The organism is Enemella evansiae (assembly GCF_002250705.1).
Taxonomy (GTDB): domain Bacteria; phylum Actinomycetota; class Actinomycetes; order Propionibacteriales; family Propionibacteriaceae; genus Enemella; species Enemella evansiae.
In genome coordinates this window covers 1-20,762 of the sequence record NZ_NMVP01000017.1, presented here as the reverse complement: position 1 = coordinate 20,762, position 20,762 = coordinate 1, and the positions used below count along the sequence as shown (strand labels likewise).

20 protein-coding genes are annotated in these 20,762 nt (G+C 69.9%); 4 read left to right on the top strand and 16 right to left on the bottom strand.

Annotated elements, in window-relative coordinates:
- Positions 1-48: 48 nt before the first annotated feature.
- Positions 49-1,389: an MATE family efflux transporter gene (locus BI335_RS11445; RefSeq protein ID WP_229119557.1), complete on the top strand. Its 1,341-nt coding sequence runs from the start codon at positions 49-51 to the stop codon at positions 1,387-1,389.
- A 77-nt stretch (positions 1,390-1,466) separates the two neighbouring features.
- Here BI335_RS11445 and BI335_RS11440 read toward each other — a convergent pair whose 3' ends face one another.
- The 3 genes from BI335_RS11440 to BI335_RS11430 are packed head-to-tail and all read right to left on the bottom strand — an operon-like array spanning position 1,467 to position 4,370.
- Positions 1,467-1,778 (bottom strand): hypothetical protein, encoded by a 312-nt coding sequence (locus BI335_RS11440; RefSeq protein ID WP_144008518.1) that lies wholly within the window; start codon positions 1,776-1,778, stop codon positions 1,467-1,469.
- Entirely contained in the window at positions 1,771-2,958 is a 1,188-nt protein-coding gene (locus BI335_RS11435) for a C45 family autoproteolytic acyltransferase/hydolase (protein WP_094431076.1), read from the bottom strand. Before BI335_RS11435 ends, BI335_RS11440 begins: the two co-directional genes overlap by 8 nt.
- Positions 2,955-4,370, bottom strand: coding sequence for an amidase family protein (locus BI335_RS11430; protein ID WP_094431074.1), 1,416 nt, complete (start codon positions 4,368-4,370; stop codon positions 2,955-2,957). The genes BI335_RS11435 and BI335_RS11430 overlap by 4 nt, the downstream gene beginning before the upstream one ends.
- 91 nt (positions 4,371-4,461) lie before the next feature.
- Here BI335_RS11430 and pdxR point away from each other — a divergent pair, with 91 nt between their 5' ends.
- The gene (pdxR, locus tag BI335_RS11425; RefSeq protein ID WP_094431072.1) at positions 4,462-5,952 is read left to right on the top strand and encodes a MocR-like pyridoxine biosynthesis transcription factor PdxR; all 1,491 of its coding nucleotides are present in this window, start codon (positions 4,462-4,464) and stop codon (positions 5,950-5,952) included.
- Here pdxR and BI335_RS11420 read toward each other — a convergent pair.
- A complete protein-coding gene (locus tag BI335_RS11420; protein WP_094431070.1) occupies positions 5,922-6,587 on the bottom strand; it encodes a pyridoxamine 5'-phosphate oxidase family protein in 666 nt (221 codons plus the stop codon). The two genes, pdxR and BI335_RS11420, sit on opposite strands and share 31 nt — an antisense overlap.
- A 49-nt stretch (positions 6,588-6,636) precedes the next feature.
- Positions 6,637-7,968 carry an FAD-dependent oxidoreductase gene (locus BI335_RS11415; RefSeq protein ID WP_166646763.1) on the bottom strand — a complete coding sequence of 444 codons (1,332 nt, stop codon included), beginning with the start codon at positions 7,966-7,968 and terminating at the stop codon, positions 6,637-6,639.
- Between the two features lie 233 nt (positions 7,969-8,201).
- Here BI335_RS11415 and argE point away from each other — a divergent pair, with 233 nt between their 5' ends.
- Both argE and BI335_RS11405 read left to right on the top strand, forming a co-directional pair.
- Complete coding sequence (gene argE / locus BI335_RS11410) at positions 8,202-9,374, top strand: acetylornithine deacetylase (RefSeq protein WP_094404908.1); 1,173 nt, start codon at positions 8,202-8,204, stop codon at positions 9,372-9,374.
- Entirely contained in the window at positions 9,371-10,633 is a 1,263-nt protein-coding gene (locus tag BI335_RS11405) for an MFS transporter (RefSeq protein WP_094404880.1), read from the top strand. Before argE ends, BI335_RS11405 begins: the two co-directional genes overlap by 4 nt.
- Positions 10,634-10,728: 95 nt before the next feature.
- Here the strand turns inward: BI335_RS11405 and BI335_RS11400 are convergent, their stop codons facing one another.
- The 11 genes from BI335_RS11400 to BI335_RS11350 all read right to left on the bottom strand — a co-directional run bounded on the left by BI335_RS11400 (position 10,729) and on the right by BI335_RS11350 (position 20,273).
- A complete protein-coding gene (locus tag BI335_RS11400; RefSeq protein WP_094431066.1) occupies positions 10,729-11,091 on the bottom strand; it encodes a GntR family transcriptional regulator in 363 nt (120 codons plus the stop codon).
- Positions 11,085-12,023, bottom strand: a complete 939-nt coding sequence (locus tag BI335_RS11395; RefSeq protein ID WP_094431064.1) for a hypothetical protein — start codon at positions 12,021-12,023, stop codon at positions 11,085-11,087. The genes BI335_RS11400 and BI335_RS11395 overlap by 7 nt, the downstream gene beginning before the upstream one ends.
- Before the next feature lie 159 nt (positions 12,024-12,182).
- Complete coding sequence (locus tag BI335_RS11390) at positions 12,183-13,409, bottom strand: S1 family peptidase (protein ID WP_144009115.1); 1,227 nt, start codon at positions 13,407-13,409, stop codon at positions 12,183-12,185.
- Positions 13,410-13,679: 270 nt separating this feature from the next.
- Entirely contained in the window at positions 13,680-14,129 is a 450-nt protein-coding gene (rplI, locus tag BI335_RS11385; RefSeq protein WP_094357504.1) for a 50S ribosomal protein L9, read from the bottom strand.
- Positions 14,130-14,143: 14 nt separating this feature from the next.
- Complete coding sequence (gene rpsR / locus BI335_RS11380; RefSeq protein WP_094357506.1) at positions 14,144-14,380, bottom strand: 30S ribosomal protein S18; 237 nt, start codon at positions 14,378-14,380, stop codon at positions 14,144-14,146.
- Between the two features lie 79 nt (positions 14,381-14,459).
- Positions 14,460-15,056 (bottom strand): single-stranded DNA-binding protein, encoded by a 597-nt coding sequence (locus tag BI335_RS11375; protein WP_094431063.1) that lies wholly within the window; start codon positions 15,054-15,056, stop codon positions 14,460-14,462.
- Between the two features lie 90 nt (positions 15,057-15,146).
- The gene (gene rpsF, locus BI335_RS11370; protein ID WP_094357510.1) at positions 15,147-15,437 is read right to left on the bottom strand and encodes a 30S ribosomal protein S6; all 291 of its coding nucleotides are present in this window, start codon (positions 15,435-15,437) and stop codon (positions 15,147-15,149) included.
- 160 nt (positions 15,438-15,597) lie between these two features.
- Positions 15,598-17,382, bottom strand: a complete 1,785-nt coding sequence (locus BI335_RS11365; protein WP_094431061.1) for an AMP-dependent synthetase/ligase — start codon at positions 17,380-17,382, stop codon at positions 15,598-15,600.
- Positions 17,383-17,430: 48 nt separating this feature from the next.
- Positions 17,431-18,483 carry a hypothetical protein gene (locus BI335_RS11360; protein ID WP_144009114.1) on the bottom strand — a complete coding sequence of 351 codons (1,053 nt, stop codon included), beginning with the start codon at positions 18,481-18,483 and terminating at the stop codon, positions 17,431-17,433.
- Positions 18,480-19,613: a sensor histidine kinase gene (locus BI335_RS11355; RefSeq protein WP_094431057.1), complete on the bottom strand. Its 1,134-nt coding sequence runs from the start codon at positions 19,611-19,613 to the stop codon at positions 18,480-18,482. The genes BI335_RS11360 and BI335_RS11355 overlap by 4 nt, the downstream gene beginning before the upstream one ends.
- Positions 19,614-19,616: 3 nt before the next feature.
- Positions 19,617-20,273, bottom strand: a complete 657-nt coding sequence (locus tag BI335_RS11350; protein ID WP_094357518.1) for a response regulator transcription factor — start codon at positions 20,271-20,273, stop codon at positions 19,617-19,619.
- Positions 20,274-20,762 lie beyond the last annotated feature (489 nt).

Here is a 20,762-nt window from a genome sequence, read left to right as displayed (position 1 = left end):
TGCCCGGACGGCAATCGCGGCGGCGTACCGTCCCCCTAGGCTGACCGGGTGGCAGCAGAGGAGGAGAACCGCGCACCGACCCGGCCCGATCCCGCGACCCATCGCCGGGAGGTGCTCGCGCTGGCGATCCCGACCTTCGCCACCCTGGTCTCGGAGCCGCTGCTGCTGATGGGGGATGCGGCGATCATCGGGCATCTGGGCACCATCGAACTGGCCGGTCTGGGCATCGCGGGGAACATCATCACCGTGATCGCCGGGCTCTGCGTCTTCCTGGCCTACGGCACGACGGCAACGGTGGCGCGGCGGCTCGGGGCGGGCGATCGGCGCGGGGCGCTGGCCGGTGGCGTCGACGGGATCGTGCTCGCCGGACTGATCGGGGTGCTGGTCACCGTCTTCCTGCAGCTGGCACAGGGGCAGCTGATCGCGCTCTACCAGCCGAGCGCCGAGGTGGCCGCGCAGGCGAACGCCTATCTGCGAGTGGCCTCGCTCGGCTTCCCCTTCCTGCTGGTGATGCTGGCGGCCACCGGGGTGCTGCGCGGACTGCAGGACACCCGTACCCCGCTGAAGGTCGCGATCACCCTCAACCTGGCCAACATCGTGCTGAACCTGGTGCTGGTGCACGGGATCGGTCTCGGCATCGCGGGCGCGGCGATCGGCACGGTCTGCGCACAGGTGCTGGCGGCCGGAATCCTTTCCTATGTGGTGATCCGCGGCGCCCGCCGGGAGGGTACGCCGCTGCGGTTCCGTCCGCTCGGGGTGCTGGCGGCCGCCCGCAACGGCGGCTGGCTGGTGCTGCGCACCCTCGCCCTGCAGGTCTCGATCACCGCGACGACCGTGGTGGCGACCCACACCGGGGCGGTCGGCCTGGCCTCCCACCAGGTGGTCAACTCCATCTGGTCCTTCCTCGCCTTCGCCCTCGATGCGGTGGCCATCGCGGCCCAGGCGGTGATCGGCAAGCACCTGGGCGCCGGTGATGCCGCGACCACCCGGCACCTCACCGCGATGATGGTGCGCTGGGGTGTGGTCGGCGGAATCGTCGCCGGGGCGGTGATCGCGGCGGTGTCCTGGCTGCTGCCGCTGGTGTTCACCCCCGACCCCGAGGTGCGGTCACTGGTCACCCGGGTGCTGCTGGTGGTGGCCCTGCTGCAGCCGATCGCCGGGGTGGTCTTCGTGCTGGACGGGGTGCTGATCGGTGCCGGCGATGCGCGATACCTGGCGATCGGCGGACTGCTGGTGGCGGCGGCCTATGTGCCCGTCGCCCTGCTGGTGGATCGGCTCGGCGCCGGCCTGATCTGGCTCTGGGCGGCATACGGCATCTCGATGCTCGGCCGGCTGATCGTCCTCGGCGTCCGCGCCCGCGGCGAGAAGTGGATGCGGCTCGGGGTCTGAACCATCCGGGGAGAATGACCATGGAATATTCGCCCTTATATGTGAATAGTGCAGCCCGAGGGCCAAATATTCCATGGTCATTCTTTGTATCGGCGCACCAGCGCGCGCACCACCCAGCACAGCAGCACCAGCGCCACGAACAGGCCGAAGCAGAAGATCGGCAGGCCCAAGGCGTACCCGGGGCCCTCACACATCGAGCAGTCGCGCCTGATCTGCAGCACGATCTGCATGTAGACCGGGTAACCGATCGCCCAGGCGAGCACCAGCAGCCCTAGATAGGGCAGGCAGGACTCCGTGGTGCTCGGCGGCTGTTCCCGCATTCCGAGCCGGTCTGGCAGGGACTCGTCCTCGGTGGCTTCGTCTCGCTCGTTCCTCGCTCGCTCAGCCATCGTGGGGATCCGGTTCCAGGCTGACCTCGGGGGCTGGGTCGTCGTCGAAGACACGGGTGAGATCCCAACTGGCGAAGGGGTTCTCGCAGACCGGGCCGGTCGCGATCGACAACCGGCCGGCCAAGGGGTCGAGGATCAGCGCGTAACAGGTGATCACCTGATCGGCCTCGGCGACGTCGGGATCCTGGTGCCGGCAGACGCTGTCGGGGACGGAGAAGTGGTCCCGCAGCGCAGCGGCGATCGCGGCCGCATCGACCCCGCGGGCGGCCAGGGCATCCGCCAGCCGGTGCCGGACCCGGGTCGGACGGAGCAGGGTGAGCGCGGCCCGGCCGGCGCGCAGATCGGTGAACGGCACCGGCGGTTCGAAGTGGTTCGCGTGCGCGACCAGCCCGTCCTCGCCCGGGTACTGCACCCCGTGATAGCCCGGCGCCAGTTCCAGATTGATCGCCTCCGCACCGTGCTCGTCGGCGGCGCCGAGCATCAGATTGCCCGAAGAGATCCGCCTGGCCTGCAGCAGCGTCTGCAGCGCCCGGCTGAACCGGGGCGCGTGCAGCACCGAACGCAGCAGGAAGTGATACGGCACCCCGTCCCACCCGCGGTCCCGGTCCGACACCAGCAGGTTGGCGCAGACCGCGAGCCCGGTCGAACTGATCCCCGACTTGGCCAGCATCCCCGGTTCGGTCAGGGTGAGCGCGGCATGCCCACGATCGTCGCGGGTGGCCAGCAGGAAGGAGGTCCGCTGCTGCCGGGGATGCCAGTCCCAGTTCTGCGCGACCAGCAACCGGCCGGCGGCGGTGTGCGATCCCAGCACCGCCAGCGAGGTGCAGCCCTCCTCCTGAAACTCCTTCGACTCACGGGAATCCTCACCACCGTAGAGAAGTTCGGTCCGGGCGTTCAGCGCGAAGATCAGTTCCGGATCCACCCCCGCACCGTGCGCCAGGCCGCGCAGCATCCGCTCGGTGATCGGGTCGAAGCCAGCGCAGATCTCGCCGAACCGGGCCCCGGCTTGGCGCACCTCGTCCTCGGCCAACCCGGCCAGATCGCGGAACTGCCCCAGATAGTGGTGCAGCGAATCGGCGACCAACTCGGCGGTCTGGTCACCGAGCCGCTCCCCCATCTGCTCCGGTGTTCCCTGCACCACGACCAGCGGCGGACCGGCGGACTGCACGGCCGGACTCATCGACCCTCCAGATCCAATCGCCGGCCCCCGTCGCTGAGTCCGGCGAAACCGCCGGTCTCCGCCTCGATCGCCGCGGCCACCGCCAGCAACCGCTGGTCGGCGAACCGGGGCCCGACCAACTGGATCGCCAGCGGTCGGTTCCGCTCATCGACCCCGGCCGGCACCGTCATCGCCGGCTGCCCGGTCAGATTGAACGGATAGGTGTAGGGCGCCCAGTCCAGCCAGGATTCCATTCCCGACCCGGCCGGGATATCGGTGTCCACCTCGAAGGCCGGCGTCGTGGTGACCGGGGTGAGCAGCACGTCCCAGTCCCGGTGCAGGGCGGCGAACCGGCCGGCGAGCAGGGTTCGGGAAGCCATCGCATCGGCGTACTGGATCGCGGTGTGCCCGGCCGCCCGATCCGCGAAATAGCGCATCGTCTCATCGAAGAGCTCGCGCCGCTCCGGCCCGGCGTGGTCGATCACCGCCGCGCAACCCGTTTCCCACAACAGATCCAGGGTCTCCCGGGCACCGGTGACATCGACCGGCACCGGCTCCACCCGGGCGCCGCGGGCCGCCAACCGGTCCGCGGTCTGCTGCACCGCCGCCCGCAGTTCGGGGGCGGCGGGATACGGGCCCCAGTCGATGTCGACGGCGACCCGGAGCCCGTCGAGGGAACCGTCACCGGACGGCACCTGAAAACCGGGTCCCGGCCAGCTCATCCCGTCCCGGTCGTCGGGCTGGGCGATCGCGTCCAGCAGGATCGCCAGGTCGCCGACGGTACGCGCCAGCGGGCCCTGGTGGGAGAGCGAGCCGAAGGCGCTGCCGGGCAGCATCGCGACCCGCCCGTAGGTGGGCTTGATCCCTGCCAGGCCACAGAATCCGGCCGGCATCCGGATCGATCCGGCACCGTCGGAGCCGATCGACCAGGGCGTCATCCCGGCCGCCACCCCGGCCGCCGCGCCACTGCTCGACCCACCAGGGGTGAGCGAACGGTCCCACGGGTTGCGGGTGGTGCCCCACAGCGGCGAATCACCGACACCCTTGCAGCCCCAGTCCGGCATCGTGGTCGCGCCGACGATCACCGCACCGGCCTCCAGCAACCGGTCGACCACCGGGCCGTTCACCCTCCCCGGGGTGTCCGGGGTGCCGCGCGATCCGGCGCGGGCGATCCGGCCGGCGACCGGGACGTTGTCCTTGACGGTGATCGGTACGCCATCCAGCGGTCCCCGGGCACTGCCCCCGCGCCAGCGCTGTTCGGCCTGCCGGGCCTGCTCGCGGGCGGTGTCGGTGTCCATCCGGCTCATCGCATTGAGCACCGGTTGCAGGTCCTCGGTGCGGGCCAGCGTCCGCTCCAGCTCCTCGACCGGGGACAGCTCCCCTGCGGCGTACGCCCGGTGGAGTTCCTGTGCGCTGCGGAAGTCTTCGCTCACTTGTCCTCCTGCTTCAACCCTGAAGCCGTCAGTTCCCCACTCCGCCTATCCTGAGCCGAACCCAGGTGCCGAGCTCATGGGAAGGATCGTCTTGCCCCGTCACGCTACGCCGTTCCATCTCACGCTCGCCCTGGACCCCCGGGACGGTCGGCAGGCCAGCCAGCTCGCGGCCGCCCTGGTGCGGGCGATCGCCGACGGGCAGCTGCACGACGGTGACCCGCTGCCGTCGACCAGGTCGCTGGCCCGGCACCTCGGCCTGGCCCGCTCGGCCGTCGTGGCGGCGTACGAGGAGTTGAGCGCGGCCGGATTCCTGGTCGCCACTGCGGGGTCGGCGACCCGGGTCGGGCCCGGCGCCCGATCGGCGTCGCTGGCCGGGGCGTACACCCATCCGACCGAGGCGGAACCACAGTCGGCCGGGGCGGAGGGGACCGCGCATCCGATCCGGCTCGACCTGCGCCCGGGTCATCCCGATCCCGGGCTGATCGACGACCGCGACTGGGCCCGCGCCTGGCGCCGCGCCGCCGCCGCACCGCTGCAACCACCGGCCGACGCGGTGACGGCGTTGCGCCCGGGATTCGGCCACAGCTTCCACGAACCGTTGCGCCGTGCGCTGGCCGAGCACCTGCGCCGCAATCGTGCGGTGGTCTGCGACGCCGCCGACGTCTTCCTCTTCCCCGGTGTGAATGCCGCGCTGCGGGCGCTGGTCGGGCTGGTCGGGGAACCGGACCGGGCGATCGCCTTCGAGGAGCCGGGTTATTCGACCGGCCGGCGGGCGCTGGAGAGCAGTGGCGCCCGGGTGCGGCCGGTACCGGTGGATGCCGAGGGGCTGCGGGTCGATGACCTGGGTGACGAGTGGGGTTGCTATGTCACCCCGGCCCACCAGTACCCGCTGGGCAGCCGGATGTCGGTGGCCCGGCGGGCCGCGCTGCTCGACTGGGCGACCGCGCACGATGCGCTGATCCTGGAGGACGACTACGACGGCGAGTTCCGCTATGACGTGGCGCCGATGCCCTCGCTGCACAGCATGAACGCCGGTGCCGAGCGGGTGATCTATCTCGGCACGGCCTCCAAGATGCTGGCCCGGGAACTTCGGGTGGCCTGGGTGGTGCTGCCCCGCCGGTTGCGGGAGCCGATGCAGGATTTCCTTGCCAGGACAGGGGATTCGGTCAACCCGGTGGCGGCCGCGGCGCTGGCCGAGTTCGTCGATTCGGGGGCCCTGGTACGCCAACTGGCGCGCGCCCAGCGTGGGTACGCGGCCCGTCGGTCCCGGTTCACCGAGGCCTGCCGGGATCTGCTGCCCGGACTGGTGCTGCAGGGCATCGAGGCCGGCCTGCATGTGGTGCTGCGGTTGCCGGCCGGGATCGACGACCGCGCGCTCCGTGATCGGTTGCTGGTCGACGGCCTGGCCTGTCAGGCGCTCAGCGACTACTGGCTCGGCGACCCGGGGGCGGGCGAATCGAGATCGGGCGGGCTGGTGTGCGGGTACGCCCGGTTGCCGGAGACCCGGGCCCGAGAGGCCGCCGCCCTGATCGCGGCGGCCCTGGCCCGGATTCAGGCCGAACCGGGCGCACCGCCGGCATAGCTGCGCACCGAGGGTGAGACCGGCAGCCCGGTCGCCCGGGGTGCCGAGACCGGTTCGCCGTAACCCCATTCGATCGGCAGCACCCCGGTCCACAGTCGCGGATCGACCTGCTCGCCGGGTTCCGGGTCACCGGGCGGGGCAGCGCGGACCTTGACCGTCCAGCTGCCGTCGGTGATCGGCAGGGTCAGGCACTGGGTGGCGGCGAGCTGTTTGCGGGTGTGCTCGGGCACCTCGGCGGCCCGGCCCGGCATCAGCTGCTCCGACAGCGTCGTCAGTGCCTCGGCGGCCTCCGCGCCGGTGATGGTGCGCAGCGCGCCGTGCACGACCGCGGAGCGATAGTTGGCGCTGGAGTCGAACAGCGTGTGGCCATAGACCCAGCCGTCGAGCAGGCTGACGCAGAGCGCTGCGGGGGCGCCCTCGGCGACCAGCCGGAGCGCCCCGGCACCGGTGGAGCCGTGCATCACGATCCGATCGCCGTCGCGGCCATAGAACATCGGCACCACCAGCGGTCGGCCGTCGAGCACCGTGCTCAGGGAGCCGAAGTGGTGACGGGCGTCGAGCACCGCATCGAGCTGGGCGCGTTCGGTCCGGGCCCGTTCGGGGTGACGGTTGATGCGATCTGGTCGTCGGCTCATGGTTACGAATCGTGCGCCATTCCGGACAACCGGACAAGGCCACTATCGCTCAGTTCCGCAGTCCAGTTTCCTGCTCCTGGCGGGCCGCGTCGAGCAGTTCCTCGCGGTCGACCAGTTTCACCGTGGGCGCCCCGTGCTCATCGCCGAGGGCCTGCTCGGCCTCCTCGATCCGGTGCCACTGCGACCAGTCGACGGTGGTGATGCCACGGTCGCCGAAGAGTTCGGCGATGTCGGGGCGTTCCCCGCCCACCCCGGGCGTACGCCCCAGCGCGTCGGCCAGGGTGTCAACGGTCTCGGCCGCATCACCCTTGTTGGTGCCGATCACCCCGGTCGGCCCGCGCTTGATCCACCCGGTGACGAACTCCCGGCCGACCTCGGCCGGGGCCGCGACCGCGCCGGCCTCGTTCGGGACCAGGCAGGCGATCTCGTCGAAGGGCAGCCCACCGATCGGTTCCCCGCGGTAGCCGATGGCCCGGATCGCCGCCTGGGCAGGGATCTCACCCTCCACGGTGACCCCCTCGGGGGTGCGGGTGACGACCCGGACCGCGGAGACCCGGTGCTCCCCCTCGATCCGTTCCGGGGTGGTCCAGAAGTGCACGTGCAGGGTCCGGGACGGCTGCTCCCCCGCCGCATCCGACTCGGCCTGCCGGGCCAGCGCCTCGCGGAACAGCTTCAGGTTGACCCCGGCCTCCTTGGACAGGTCGTCGCGTTCGGCGAACTCGGCCGGGTCGACATGGAGCAGTACCCGCAGGTCCGGCAGGGTGAGGAGTTCGGCCAGCTCGACGCGGGAGAACTTCACATGCGCCGGACCACGGCGGATCAGCAGGTGCACCTCGTCCAGCGGTGCGGAGGCGATCTCGGCGACCACCTCGCGCGGCATATCGGTGTGCTCGAGGATCTTCCTGTCCTGCAAGGAGATCCGGGCGACGTCGAGGGCTACGTTGCCCGCACCGATGATCACGATCGAGCGATTGCCCGACAGGTCGGCGGGCTGTCCGACGTCGGGATGGCCCGAATACCAGGCCACGAAATCGGCGGCACCCACGCTGCCGGTGAGCTGCTCACCGGGGATCCCCAGCTCACGGTCGTACCGCGCCCCGGTGGCGTACACGATCGCGTCGTAGTGCTCGAGCAACTCCTGGCGGGTGATGGTGCTGCCGACCCGCACATTGCCGAAGAACCGCACCCGCGGATCGTCGAAGGCGCGGGCCAGGGCGCGGGCGACACTCTTGGTCTTGGCATGGTCCGGGGCGACGCCGTAGCGCAGCAACCCATAGGGGGCGGGCAACGATTCGAAGACGTCGACCGCGGTCACCTCATCGCGTTTGAGCAGTGCCTGCACCGCATAGATCCCGCTCGGCCCGGATCCGACGACGGCCACCCGCCAGCCGCGGTCCGAGGCCGCTCGATCGTTCGACCCGGGACTTTCCGAATCCACCATTGATTCCGACTCCTGCCCTCGCTCAGCTCATCTCGACACGCTGGATGAGCGTGGGGCGTACGCGCCCGCTTCGCTGCCCCCATTCACACCGAACAGGTCGATGGTTGTCAACGGTTGGCGCGGCAGCATGGGATATCTCCCGAAGCCGAGCAACGGAAGGTATACATATGATCATGGAGACCCCTCGTTCGCTGGACTGGATCGTGAAGCTGGTGTCGCAGGACACCACCAGCCGCAATCCCAACCAGCCCGTCATCGACCTGATCGCCGATGAGGCCCGCCGGCTCGGTCTGGACCCGAAGATCTGCCCCAGCCCGCAGCAGGGCAAGGCGAACCTGCTGGTGACGGTGCCCGCGGCCGATGGTTCGACCGCCGGCGGGGTGGTGCTCTCCGGGCACTCCGACGTGGTGCCGGTCGATGACCAGGACTGGAGCTCCGACCCGTTCGCCCCCGATGTCCGCGACGGCCGGCTCTATGGCCGCGGCACCTGCGACATGAAGGGCTTCATCGGGGTCGCGGTGTCCGCACTGCCGGAGATGGTGGAGGCCGAACTGACCGAACCGATCCACCTGGCCGTCTCCTACGACGAGGAGGTCGGCTGCATCGGCGGCGACCAGATCGTCAAGGACATCGCCGAGCTCGGGCTCACCCCCCGGGCCTGCATCGTCGGCGAACCGACCAGCATGCAGGTGATCCGCGGGCACAAGTCGATCAACCTGGGCCGGGTCACCTTCCGCGGCAAGGCGGCGCACTCCTCGCTCACCCCCGAGGGCGTCAACGCCATCGAGTACGCCGCGAAGTTCGTCGTCTTCCTGCGCGGGATCGCCGACCAGTGGCGCAGCGAGGGCCCCTTCGACGAGGCCTACCCGGTGCCGCACAGCACGCTGTCGACCAACATCATCCACGGTGGCATCGCCGGCAACACCGTGCCGGACCGATGCGTGGTCGAGTTCGAGTTCCGCGGACTGGCCGAGCTCGACCCGGCCGCCACGATGCAGCGGATCGAGGCGTACGCCCGGGAGCTGGAGCAGCAGATGAGGGGCGAGAACGAGATCGCCGGCGTCGACTTCGAGGTGCCCGCGATGGTACCCGGCCTGGAGACCCCGGCCGAGGCGGAGGCGATCTCGTTGGGCGCCGCACTCGGCGGCGTACGCTCCGACGGCAAGGTCACCTACGGCACCGAGGCCGGCCAGTTCTCCGGCGCCGGCATCGAGACGGTGGTCTGCGGCCCCGGTGACATCGCCCAGGCACACACCGCCGACGAATACGTGGACCTGGCGCAGCTGCAGGCCTGCGAGGAGTTCATCCATCGCCTGATTTCCCATCTCAGCAAGGAAACTTCATGACCGACATCGTTGTTCAGCACGACCAGGTACGCGCCCGGAAGGCTGTTGTCGCCGCCTCGCTGGGGAATGCGCTGGAGTGGTACGACATCGTCCTCTTCGGCTTCATGGCGAGCACCATCGCCACCGTCTTCTATCCAGGTGGAAGTTTCGCCGCCCAGATGATGACCTGGGCCACCTTCGCGATCACCTTCGTGGTCCGCCCGCTGGGGGCGGTGCTGATCGGCAGTTACGCCGACACGCACGGCCGCAAGGCGGCCCTCAGCCTGACCATCGGGTTGATGACACTCGGTGTCTTCATCATCGTCGTCACCCCGGGGTACGCCACGATCGGGATCGCCGCGCCGATCATTCTGGCCATCGCTCGGATCATCCAGGGCATCAGCGCGGGTGGCGAGTTCGGCAGCGCGACCGCCTTCCTGACCGAGAATGCCCAACGGGGCAAGGCCTATTACGCCTCCTGGCAGGTCGCCACCCAGGGTGTGTCGATGTTCATGGCGGCCGGTATCTCGTGGCTGCTGTCCTCGCTGCTGAGCCCGGCGGCCCTGACCTCCTGGGGCTGGCGGATCGCCTTCGCGATCGGGCTGCTGATCGGCCCGGTCGGCTGGTACGTGCGCACCAAGATGTCCGACACCCCGGAGTTCGAGGCCGCGGAGAAGGACCATGCGCCGCTGAAGCTGCTGCTCGGCCAGTACGGCGGACGGCTGCTGACGGCGTTCCTGGTGATCGCGATGGCGACCATCTCGGTCTACCTGATCACCTATCTGCCGACCTTCGCCAAGGGTCTCGGACTCCCTGCCTGGGCAGCATTCCCGGGCGCCGTGGTCGCCGGGGTGATCACCTTCATCGGTTCGCCGATCGTCGGCCGGCTCGCGGATCGGGTCGGGATGACCACGATCATGATCCCGGCCGCGATCGCCGGTGTGCTGGCGGGGTGGCCGCTGTTCCTGCTGCTGCAGGCGAATCCGACGATCCTGATGCTGACGCTGTGCGAGGTGATCGTCGGCATCTTCATGTGCCTCTACTTCGCGCCGATGCCGGCACTGCTCTCCGAGCTGTTCCCGGTGCAGGTCCGGTCCTCGGGGATGACCATCTCCTACAGCCTGGGTGTGGCGATCTTCGGCGGTTTCGCCCCGCTGATCCTCACCGCCCTGGTGAAGGCCACCGGCGTGAACACCGTGCCGGGGCTCTACTACGCCGCCTGCTGCGCGCTGGCACTGATCGGCGTACTGATGGCCCGCAAGCGGTACGCCATGCGCTGACCCTCCCCTGCTGCGATCCATCGAATCCTGAGTGCATCCCCCTCTCCCTCCAGGGTCAGGGGGATGCACTTCTGGTTCGATGGATCGCGGTTGGGTCAGCTGGTACCGAGTTCGGCGTACGCGTGGCGGACCTGATGCACGGCGCCTTCCACGCCGACCCCGAGGCCACGCATCGCCTCGACGAACTGCCGGGCCAGCTGGGTCGCCTGTCCCGGGCCGTCGTTGGGCGGCTGGACGATGGTGCCGTTGCGGCCCGCGGTCCGGACGAAGCCGCTGGCCTCCAGTTCCCGATAGGTACGCGCCACCGTGTTCGGGGCCAGGCCCAGGTCGCTGGCGAGTCGGCGTACCGGCGGCAACCGGGTGCCGGGAGGCAGCTCGCCGCTGCTCATCTGGGCGACCAGCTGGCTGCGCAGCTGCTCATAGGGCGGGACCTGGCTGGTGGGATCGATCCTCAGCACGGGCCGGCCTGCCCGGCGAAGTCCCGGTCCCGCCACAGTCCGAGCGACGGATTGGCGGAGCGGCCCCGCAGGTAGGGCACCAGCAGGATTGCCCAGCACACCAGGCCCAGGACGAAGACCCCGATTCCCAACCAGAGCGTGAGATCCATGGCCTGGGCACGCACGCCCCGATCCACCACCAGGGATGCCCCGGCAACCAGCGAGACGAATGGGGCAAGCATGCCGGCGGCGATCCCGGTGCCGGTGAGCCCGGCCAGTGCGGTGCTGCGAGTGGCATCGTCCCAGGCCAGTTCGAGATCGGTGTGCGCCCACTGTGGCCGCTCGATCAGCGCCCGGCGGGCCGGGATCAGCAGTGCCCAGCCAATGGCGAGCAGCACCGTCGAACCGGTGGCGATCGTCATGGCCGTTGCGGTGTCGGTGGCGCCGAGGGAGGTCGCGACCGACCAGAGCAGCCAGGCGCCGGCGAGCCCCAGCACCATCGCCACCGGCGCAAGCCAGAAGGCCCGGCTGGAGCCACGGCTCTCGTAGTCCGCGATCGTCGTCGCCGAGGATCGGGCCACCCGCGGGGCATCGGGCACCAGCGGGCTGCGGCCCCGGGCCGTGGCCACCAGGCCACCCAGGCTGGCGCCGAACAGCAGCGCGACCATGATCGCCGCCCCGGAGGCGCCGTCGGTCCCGGTGAGCCCGCGGAGCAGCAGCGCCAGCACGACCCCCACCACCGCACCGAGGGCACCACACCAGACGGCCGCCTTCTCGGTGCGGGTGATCCGCTCCACCACTGGGCCGCGCAACTGGGCCGGCAACGGCAACCGCATCTTGCGGACGTACTTCGCGAGCTGCTTCTCGTTGGGCTTGCTGGTACCGCCGTTGGTGATCGGCGCCATGCTGAACAGCACGCCCATCGCCAGCGGAATCCAGATCGCGATCTCCATCGTTCCTCCTCAGTTCGTATCAACACAATCGACTGTACTGATACAAACCGAGGAATGCAACCGGCCCGGGTCCGGGAACGACAGCACCCCGCGATCTCGGGTTCGCGGGGTGCTCGCCGTCCCGGGGTGAGCCCGGGCCTGGGGGTGGGGTGGGTTGGCTCAGTTGTAGGTCAGCCCGTAGTAGCTCAGCGCATCGGTGACCGGCTGGAAGTAGGACGACTTGCCCGACAGGTAGCCACCGTTGAAGGTGCAGGTCTGCGAGGCCGGACCGCCGGAGGTCATGCCCACGGCGTACCCGCCGGAGACGTAGGCGCCGCCGGAGTCACCCGGTGCGGTGCAGACCGTGCTGCGGCCCAGTCCGGACACCTGGGCGACGGTCCGCCCGGAGTTGTCGGAGTAGGTGACCGAGTTGTTGTAGCTGCTGACCTGACCGCAGGTGATGCCCGAGGTGGCGCCCGACTTGCACATGTCGGTACCGACCGGGGCCTTCCAGGGACCCTTGTCGGCCTGGCTGACGGTCCGGCCGTAACCGTTGACCTGGGTGGTCATCTGGTCCTCGGCGTCGATGTAGACCGCGCCGATGTCCCGGTCCGCCACTCCGTCGTAGGAGCCGAAGGCCGTGCCGGCCGGGGTGCCGATCTTGGTGCCGCCGACCGAGAAGGTGCTCTGACCCTCGACACAGTGACCGGCCCAGATCATCACCCGGGTGCCGCTGCTGGTGCGCGCCGGGAAGCCGGCGGAGCAGTAGCCGCCGCTGGCCATGGTGACCTTGTCGCCGCCCTTGACCGCGATCTGGACCCGGTTGGCCTCGCCCTGGCGGACCTCGACGGCGTCGCCGAACTGGGCCAGCGCCTGGCGGGTCTGATCCGGGGTGGTGGAGGTGACGATCAGCTTGTCGGAGGCCAGATCCGGGCTGACCGAGGCCACCCGGTCGCCGACCACGGCGGTCACCTGGGCAACCATGTCATTGAGCTTGGCCTCGCCGCGCTGCGGGCTGCGCACCTGCAGACCCTTGGCCTCGGCGGCCTTGGCGGCGGCCGAGTTCGGGGCGGCCTGGACGACCAGCTTCCCTTGCTCGGTGAAGAATGCGCCGTCGTAGGTGTTGTTCGACGCCACCTCGGCGTAGGCATTGTTCTGCTGGGCCTTGCGGTCCAGGTAGCTGCGCTGCTGTTCCACGGTGCGGTTGGCCGAGCGCGCCATCACCTGGATCTGCTCCTGGCTGAACTCGCTCTGCACGACGCGGGCCTCGGCCTTGGCCGAGACGCGGGTGTTCTGCGGCGACAGGGTCGGCGGAGTGGTGGGCGCCGAGATCGCCGGAAGCTGCGTGCTGGCGAGGATCGCGCCACCGAGCACGGCACTTGCTGCAAGACGGAGTGTGGGTTTCACGTTATCTCCAACAGTTCGGGGTTGTGGGGGGTGGATCGCTGCAACGAGTGCCTCATTGTTCGCAGGCTGTGTCACGGGCCACAACAGCGGAGATTCGATCCCGTACCAAAGTAGGTCTTTCGTCCCACTTAGGTCTCGGCGCGGAACTACTCCGAAACCGAGAAGTTGCGCCTCGCAGACCGCGCGAGGACGGGCGGGAAACCCTTTACCGACAGGGAAACGGCCGGCCCCCATCGGGGACCGGCCGTTTCCTGGCGTACGCCTGGGCGATCAGCTGGCGGCGGTGATCTCCACCGGCAGGTGCGCGGTGACCGCATCGTGCAGCTTGACGCCGACGGTGTGCGAACCGACGGTCTTGATCGGCTTGGCGATCTCCACCGAGCGCTTGTCGACCGACGGGCCGCCGGCCTTCTTGATCGCGGTGGCGATCGAGGCGGCGGTGACCGCACCGAACAGCTTGCCGTTGTCGCCGGCGTTCACCGGCAGCTCGACGGACAGGCCCTCGATCTGCTCGCGCAGCTCCTTGGCGTGGTCGAGGTTGCGCACCTCACGGGCGTCACGCGCCCGCTTGATGCCCTCGATCTGCTTCTCCGCGCCGCGGGTCCACCGAATGGCGAAACCCCGCGGGAGCAGGAAGTTGCGGCCGTAGCCGTCCTTCACTTCGACGATGTCGCCGGCGATGCCGAGGTTGTCCACGGCAGCAGTCAGGATGAGCTTCATGCTGGTGTCCTTTCTCAGCGAGCCGTCGAGGCGTAGGGCAGCAGGGCGACCTCACGCGCGTTCTTGATCGCGGTGGCGACGCGGCGCTGGTCCTGGACGGACAGCCCGGTCACCCGGCGGGCGCGGATCTTGCCCCGCTCCGAGATGAACTTGCGGAGGGTGTTGATGTCCTTGTAGTCGACGTTGTCGATACGGGTCGACTTGACCGGGACAGCCTTCTTGGGCTTCATCGGCTTTCGCGATGCGGCCATTGTGGTGCTCCTTCGTGACTATGAGCCCGGCGTGATGCCGGAATGTGCCTTGGTTGATTGAATTTGCGGGGCGTACGCCTCAGAACGGCGGTTCTTCGCTCTGCTGCGTGGCCCACGGGTCCGATCCCTGGGAACGGTTGTTGTTGCCGCCACCGGAGTTGCCCCACGGGTCGCCGCCGCCGGAGTTGCCTCCCTGCTGCTGGCCCCCGCCGTAGCCACCCTGGCCGCCCTGGCCGCCGCCGGAGTTGCCCCCGCCGTAGCCGCCCTGGCCGCCACCGCCGCCGTAGCCGCCCTGGCCACCGCCGCCGCCACCGGAGGTCTTGGCGACCTTGGCGGTGGCGTACCGCAGCGCGGGGCCGACCTCGTCGACGTCGATCTCGAAGACCGTGCGGCGCTCACCCTCGCGGGTCTCGTAGGAGCGCGACTTGAGCCGGCCCTGGACGATCACGCGCATGCCCTTGGCCAGCGACTCGGCGACGTTCTCCGCCGCCTGCCGCCACACCGAGCAGTTGATGAACATGGCTTCGCCGTCACGCCACTCGTTGGTCTGCCGGTCGAAGTTGCGCGGCGTGGAGGCCACCGTGAAGTTGGCCACCGCGGCCCCGGACGGGGTGAAGCGCAGCTCGGGATCGCCGGTGAGGTTTCCGACGAGAGTGATGATGGTTTCGCCTGCCATTGGTTATCTCCGGATCGGGATCGGAATGAGTGGTCGATGCCTAGCCTGCCAGTCGGATCTGACGGCCGACAGGGCACTGTCCACAGGTGATCAGTGCAGCTCCGGGCGCAGGACCTTGGTCCGCATGATCTGCTCGTTGATGCTGAACTGGCGGTCCAACTCCTTGACGTCCTCGGGCTTGGCGGTCAGGTCGACCACCGCGTAGATGCCCTCGGGCTTCTTCTGGATCTCGTAGGCGAGACGACGCTTGCCCCACAGATCGAAGTTGTCGACGGTGCCGCCGCCCTTGGTGATGATCTGCAGGTACTTCTCCAGCATCGGAGTGACCTGACGCTCGTCCACATCGGGGTTGACGATGATCATGACTTCGTACTTACGCATACGCGAACTCCACCTCCTCTGGTCTCAACGGCCGCGGGTCGGTCCCGTGGCAGGAGGGCGCTATGCCGACCGGCGCCCGGTCCGCGGGCGCTGGCACAAGTGGGCAGTCTATCCGAGGGGTCCGCGCGGAAGGTAATTGCGCGACCGGTTCGACCGCGGACTACTTCTTCCGCTCCCGGATCTGGGTGTAGAGCTCCTCGACCTGGGCCGCGTAACGCTGCTCGACGGCGCGGCGGCGCACCTTCAGGGTCGGGGTGAGCAGACCGTCGGCCATCGTCAGCTCCTCGGTGATCACCGCGACCGCGCGGATCTTCTCCTGGTGCGGGAGACCGTCGGAGACCGCATCGGCGCGCCGCTTCAGCTCGGCGCGCAACTCGGGGTGGGCGACGAGTTCGTCATCGGAGGCCGCCGAGACGCCGGCCGCGGCGGCCCAGTCGCGGGCCTCCTCCAGCGAGGGCCGCAGCAGCGCCACCACGCACGGCCGGCCGTCGCCGAGCAGTACCGCGTGCTCGACCAGGGGGTCCGCCGCCAGCTCGCCCTCGATCGGTCCGGGGGCGATGTTCTTGCCACCCTCGGTGACCAGCAGATCCTTCTTGCGGTCGGTGATCGTCAGGAATCCGTCATCGTCCACCCCGCCGATGTCACCGGTGTGCAGCCAACCGTCGATCAGCGTCTCGGCGGTCGCATCGGGCCGATTCCAGTAACCGTTCATCACGTTCGGGCCGCGGTAGCAGATCTCACCGTCCTCGGCGATCCGCACCTCACCACCGGCGACCACCCGGCCAACGGTGCCGAAGCGGAACGCCTGCGGGGAGTTGAACGAGATCAGCGGCGCGGCCTCGGTCAGGCCGTAGCCCTGGCAGATCAGCAGCCCGGCGGCGTGGAAGAACTCCTCGATCTCGGCCCGCAGCGGCGCCCCGCCACTGGCCAGCACCCGCTTCTGCCCGCCGAGCGCGGTCCGGATGCCGGAGAGCACCAGCTTGTCGGCGAGCCGCAGCTCGGCCCGCAACCGCGGGGTCAGCTCGCCGGCGGCCTGGGCCCGGGCACCGACCTTGATCGCCCAGTCGAAGACCCGCCGCTTCGCTGGCGAGGAGGCGCGCTGGCGCGCGATGGCGTACACCCGCTCGTAGAGCCGGGGCACCGACACCAGCAGGCTCGGTTTCGCCAGCGGCAGCATCTCGGCCACCTTGGTGGCGTCGGCGAGATAGGTGTTCAGCGCACCGCTGCGCAGCACGACGAAGGTCCAGGCGCGCTCCAACGCGTGCGCCAGCGGCAGGAAGCACAGGCTCTGGTCCTCGGGGGTGATCTCGAAGAGCTCGCGGACCGCCTCGATCTCGAAGCAGAACGCCTCGTGGGTGAGCATCACCCCCCGCGGGTCACCGGTCGTCCCCGAGGTGTAGATGATCGTCGCCAGATCGGATCCGGTGACCGCCGCCATCCGGCTCTCCAGCGCGGGATCCTTGACCGGCTGCTGGGCGATCAGTTCGCGCCAGGCGACGTAGCCCTCGGTGCGCCCCCCGGCCCCGGCGACCTCCTCGAAACCGATCACGGTCCGCAGTGCGGGCAGTTCGGCGCGCACCTCGGCAACCTTGTCCAGCTCGGCGGCACCACCGACGAAGGCGACGCTCACCCCGGCGTCCCCGAGCACGTGCCGGGCCTGGCGCGCGGTCGAGGTCTGATAGACCGGCACCACGACGCCGCCGATCAGCAGCGTCGCCAGGTCCGCGACGGTCCATTCGGGCCGGTTGGTGGCGAAGATCGCGACCCGATCCCCGTGTTGTACGCCGAGCCGCAGCAGGGCTTCGGCGACGGTCGCGACCCGGGCGCCGAGCTCGGCGTAACTGGTCTGCTCCCAGTCATCGCCGCGGCGCACCCGCAGCGCCGGGCGTGCGGGATGGGCCGCCACCGAGTCGGTCAGCAACTGGCCGAGATGGGCGAGGTTCATGGGTCCCCTTTCCCGCGCATCGTCATCGATTCATCGATCTGGGCAACGCTATCGACTTCCGGCGGACTGCCCAACTCCGGATTCGGCGGCGAAGTCGCGGCGCAGGCCCTCCCCATCGGCCCGGCTGAGCAGCACCGTGGCCAGGTTGCGACGACCCGGCGGATGCAGCCGTACCGTGCAGGCGTCACCGCTGCGGGCCTGCTCGAGGGTCTCGATGGTGGCCGCGAGCACCTGTGCCTGCAGCGCGTCGGAACAGTCCCAGGCACGGCGATCGTCGACCAGGCTCACCCGGACGCCGCGGGCGCGGGCCGCGCGGACCGCGGCGACGACCTCGGCGGTGGCCAGGTTGCGGCCGCGGATCGCGTCGCGGAGCTGGGCCTCGGTGAGCCGGGCCGCGACCCGGTCCTCGTCGGTGAGCTCCGCACCGCTGGCGATCCGGTCCAGGATCGTGCCGGTGGCGGCGACCAGGCCGGCCTGGTACGCCTCCCGCGCCTGGGCCCGCGATGCCAGGTCGAGCACCCGTTCGGCGACCCGGGCCTCGTTCTGCTGGGCCCGGTCGGCGACCGCCAGTGCGCGGCGCATCAGTACGCCGTAGCAGATGCCCAGGAAGACCGGCCCGAACAGCGCCACCAACTGCAGGCTCTGCGCCGCCGGTACCCCGCTGAACAGGGCCCAGTGCACCCCGACCAGCAGCGAGAACAACTGCCCCAGCCAGACCGGGCGGATGGCACCCGACATCGCCAACCCGCCCATCGCCATCGCGGAGGCGGCCGGTGGCCACAGCGCGGCCGGATCCTTCAGCGACCCGGTGATCTGCCAGAACACCACCGCATGGAGTACGCCCCAGCCCAGCGCGAGCGCGAGCCAGGCGCTGCCCGGACGGTCCGGCCGACTGAGCGTCAACCCCACCAGCGGACCGGCGAAGCAGGCCGCGACGATCACCACGAACGGGTTGGCATAGCTGCCCCAGTAGCCGAGGGTGATCAGCATCGCGAACAGACCCATCGCCAGCGACCACCACCCGATCGGTACCGCGTTGAGCGGCGCCAGCGGGCCGATCACCGATTTCGGTACCAGCGAGGCCGTCATCCGGTGGGTCATGTCGCGGTCCATTCGACGAGCACGGTGGTGCCGCTGCCGGGTCGGGAGCTGATCGTCGCGCGGGCACCGGGGATGGTGTTCACCCGCCGCAGGATGCTGTGCCGCACGCCGAGGCGTACGCTCACCCGCTCCGGGTCGAACCCGGGGCCGTCGTCGACGACGCGGACCCGCAGTCGCTCGGCACCGAGGGTCAGCTCGACCCGGCCGAGGCCACCGGCGTGCCGGGTGACGTTGCGCACGGCCTCGTCGACGGCGGCCTCCAACTCGGCTCCGACGCGGCGGCGGACGACGCCGGAGGGGGTTCCGTCGCTGGACACCTCGAGTCCCGCTTCTGCTGCCTGGGCAGCGATCCGTTCGCCCAGCAGGGCCAGCGGTTCGGCGTCGTCGGTGACCGCGAAACCGTCCTCCAGACCCCGGCGTACCGAGGCTGCCTGGACCGCGAGCTTGCGGGCCGGTACGCCCTCAGCGGCCGCGGACAGCAGCGAGAGCACGTTGTCGTGGGTGAGCCGGTCCAACCGATCGGTCTCATCGGTGCGCGCCTGCAGGGCACCGGCGCGGGCCCGGCGACGCAGCGAGGATTCCAGCTGGGCGCTGGCCGCGCGCATCGTGCGCAGCCCCGCAATCATCACCAGCATGAAGAATCCGGCGTACACCAGCGAGAACATCCCGCTGACCAGCACCTCCTCGGGCCGCTGTGCGCCGAGCGTCCAGCGCACCACCTCCACCGAGATCGAGCAGACCACCAGGGTGCCCACCGCCCCGGCGACCGGAATCGCCAGCAGGGCACACAATCCGGGCAGCAGCATGAACTGGCCGAGCCAGAACCGCTGGATCGCGTTGTCGGAATCCATCCCGACCAGCGGCCAGAGCAGCACCGCGACCGGATAGCCGATCGCGGCCGCCAGACAGGCCACCTTGAACCAGCGGACCCGGTCGAGCAGTGCCAGCACCAGCAGCAGGATTCCCGGCAGCCAGGCGATCGCACCGACGAGCAGATGGGCCAGGTCACCGGTGGGGCCGAGCAGCAGGTTGGTCAGCAGGCCTTCGACGACATAGAAGCCGTAGGCCATCCCGAGCACCAGGCCCAGCCCCCGGAGCTGACCGGGGCGCAACCCGCGGGTGGCGATCATCGACTACTCGTTGCCCAGCCGCGGCGGCGGCAGCACTCCGTCCTCCACCGCTCGCTTGTAGAGGTCGACCTTGGTGAGCGCCTCGCGGCCCTGCTGGGCGTACTTGGCCCGGATCCGCAGCAGGTAGTCGTTCACGGTGGTCACCGAGAGCCCGGTCAGTCGGGCGACCCGCTTGGCGGATTCCCCGCAGGCGAAGAGTTCCAGCACCTCGCGCTGCCGTTCGGACAGGCCGACGGAGTCGATCACCGGGTCGGCGTCCACCGCGGCCGCCCATTCGGTGGTCAGCGAGCCGGCGTCGTCCTCGCTGAGGCAGCTGCGGATCGCCTGCATCAGCTCGGCCGGTGAGTGCGACTTGCGGGCGATGCCGCGCACCCCGCCGCGGGCGGCGGAGCGGATCAGATAGGCGTTCTCCCCCGACGTGTACGCCAGGGTGGCGATCCCGTGCTCGGCCAGCTCGGCGACGTTGTCCTCCGGCAGGGAGTTGTCGGCCAGGCTGAGGTCGAGCATCACCAGGTCCAGGTCGGTGCCCTGGGCGAGCAGCTCGGCCACGGTCTCGGCGTTGGCCACCAGACGGAGGTCGTCGGTGTCCTCGAGCAGGGTCGCGATCCCCATCGAGGTGGCGAAGTGATCGTCGACCAGCCCGATCCTGCGCGGTTGCATGCTTGCTTCCTGTGGCGCCATAGGCCCCCCTTATTGCCCTCAGAACTGATGTCTTTGCCAGGCGTACCCCGAAATCCTAGAGTCTTTTGTGTCATGTCGACACCGAGGGTGTGGCCACGCCCTTGGACGGGGTGTTCGACAGACAACCGCCCGGCTCTCCGGGCAACACCTTGGTGAATCCCGGGGGTGCTCGTTGGGGGACGGGCCAGCCGGGCTCGGGCCTCGGCACTCGTGCCGGGGCCCATGCCATTCCCCGGACCCCACGCTCATCGAGTAGCAGCCCATGCGGAGCTTGCGGAGCAATGGGCTGCGACGGTCCTATAGATCGTCAAGTGGTCATGAGGTCGGTTTTGAGGTTTCGGTAGATGGTGCGGGCGAGGTGGCGTTTGAGGCATCGGATGGTTTCGGCGCGGGTCTTGTGTTCGCTGGTGCGTCGGTGGAAGTAGGCCTGGGTGTCGGGGTCGCGGCGCAGCCGGCCGATGATGACCA

Excerpts from the sequence above, each read along its gene's own strand:
- BI335_RS11350 (WP_094357518.1), bottom strand. The coding sequence starts at position 20,273 with ATGCAACCGCGCAGGATCGGGCTGGTCGACGATCACTTCGCCACCTCG.
- BI335_RS11420 (WP_094431070.1), bottom strand. The coding sequence starts at position 6,587 with ATGAGCCGACGACCAGATCGCATCAACCGTCACCCCGAACGGGCCCGG.
- rplI (WP_094357504.1), bottom strand. The coding sequence starts at position 14,129 with ATGAAGCTCATCCTGACTGCTGCCGTGGACAACCTCGGCATCGCCGGC.
- argE (WP_094404908.1), top strand. The coding sequence starts at position 8,202 with ATGGAGACCCCTCGTTCGCTGGACTGGATCGTGAAGCTGGTGTCGCAG.
- BI335_RS11375 (WP_094431063.1), bottom strand. The coding sequence starts at position 15,056 with ATGGCAGGCGAAACCATCATCACTCTCGTCGGAAACCTCACCGGCGAT.
- BI335_RS11395 (WP_094431064.1), bottom strand. The coding sequence starts at position 12,023 with ATGGAGATCGCGATCTGGATTCCGCTGGCGATGGGCGTGCTGTTCAGC.
- rpsR (WP_094357506.1), bottom strand. The coding sequence starts at position 14,380 with ATGGCCGCATCGCGAAAGCCGATGAAGCCCAAGAAGGCTGTCCCGGTC.
- BI335_RS11435 (WP_094431076.1), bottom strand. The coding sequence starts at position 2,958 with ATGAGTCCGGCCGTGCAGTCCGCCGGTCCGCCGCTGGTCGTGGTGCAG.
- BI335_RS11355 (WP_094431057.1), bottom strand. The coding sequence starts at position 19,613 with ATGATCGCCACCCGCGGGTTGCGCCCCGGTCAGCTCCGGGGGCTGGGC.
- rpsF (WP_094357510.1), bottom strand. The coding sequence starts at position 15,437 with ATGCGTAAGTACGAAGTCATGATCATCGTCAACCCCGATGTGGACGAG.
- BI335_RS11405 (WP_094404880.1), top strand. The coding sequence starts at position 9,371 with ATGACCGACATCGTTGTTCAGCACGACCAGGTACGCGCCCGGAAGGCT.
- BI335_RS11365 (WP_094431061.1), bottom strand. The coding sequence starts at position 17,382 with ATGAACCTCGCCCATCTCGGCCAGTTGCTGACCGACTCGGTGGCGGCC.
- BI335_RS11360 (WP_144009114.1), bottom strand. The coding sequence starts at position 18,483 with ATGACCCACCGGATGACGGCCTCGCTGGTACCGAAATCGGTGATCGGC.
- BI335_RS11440 (WP_144008518.1), bottom strand. The coding sequence starts at position 1,778 with ATGGCTGAGCGAGCGAGGAACGAGCGAGACGAAGCCACCGAGGACGAG.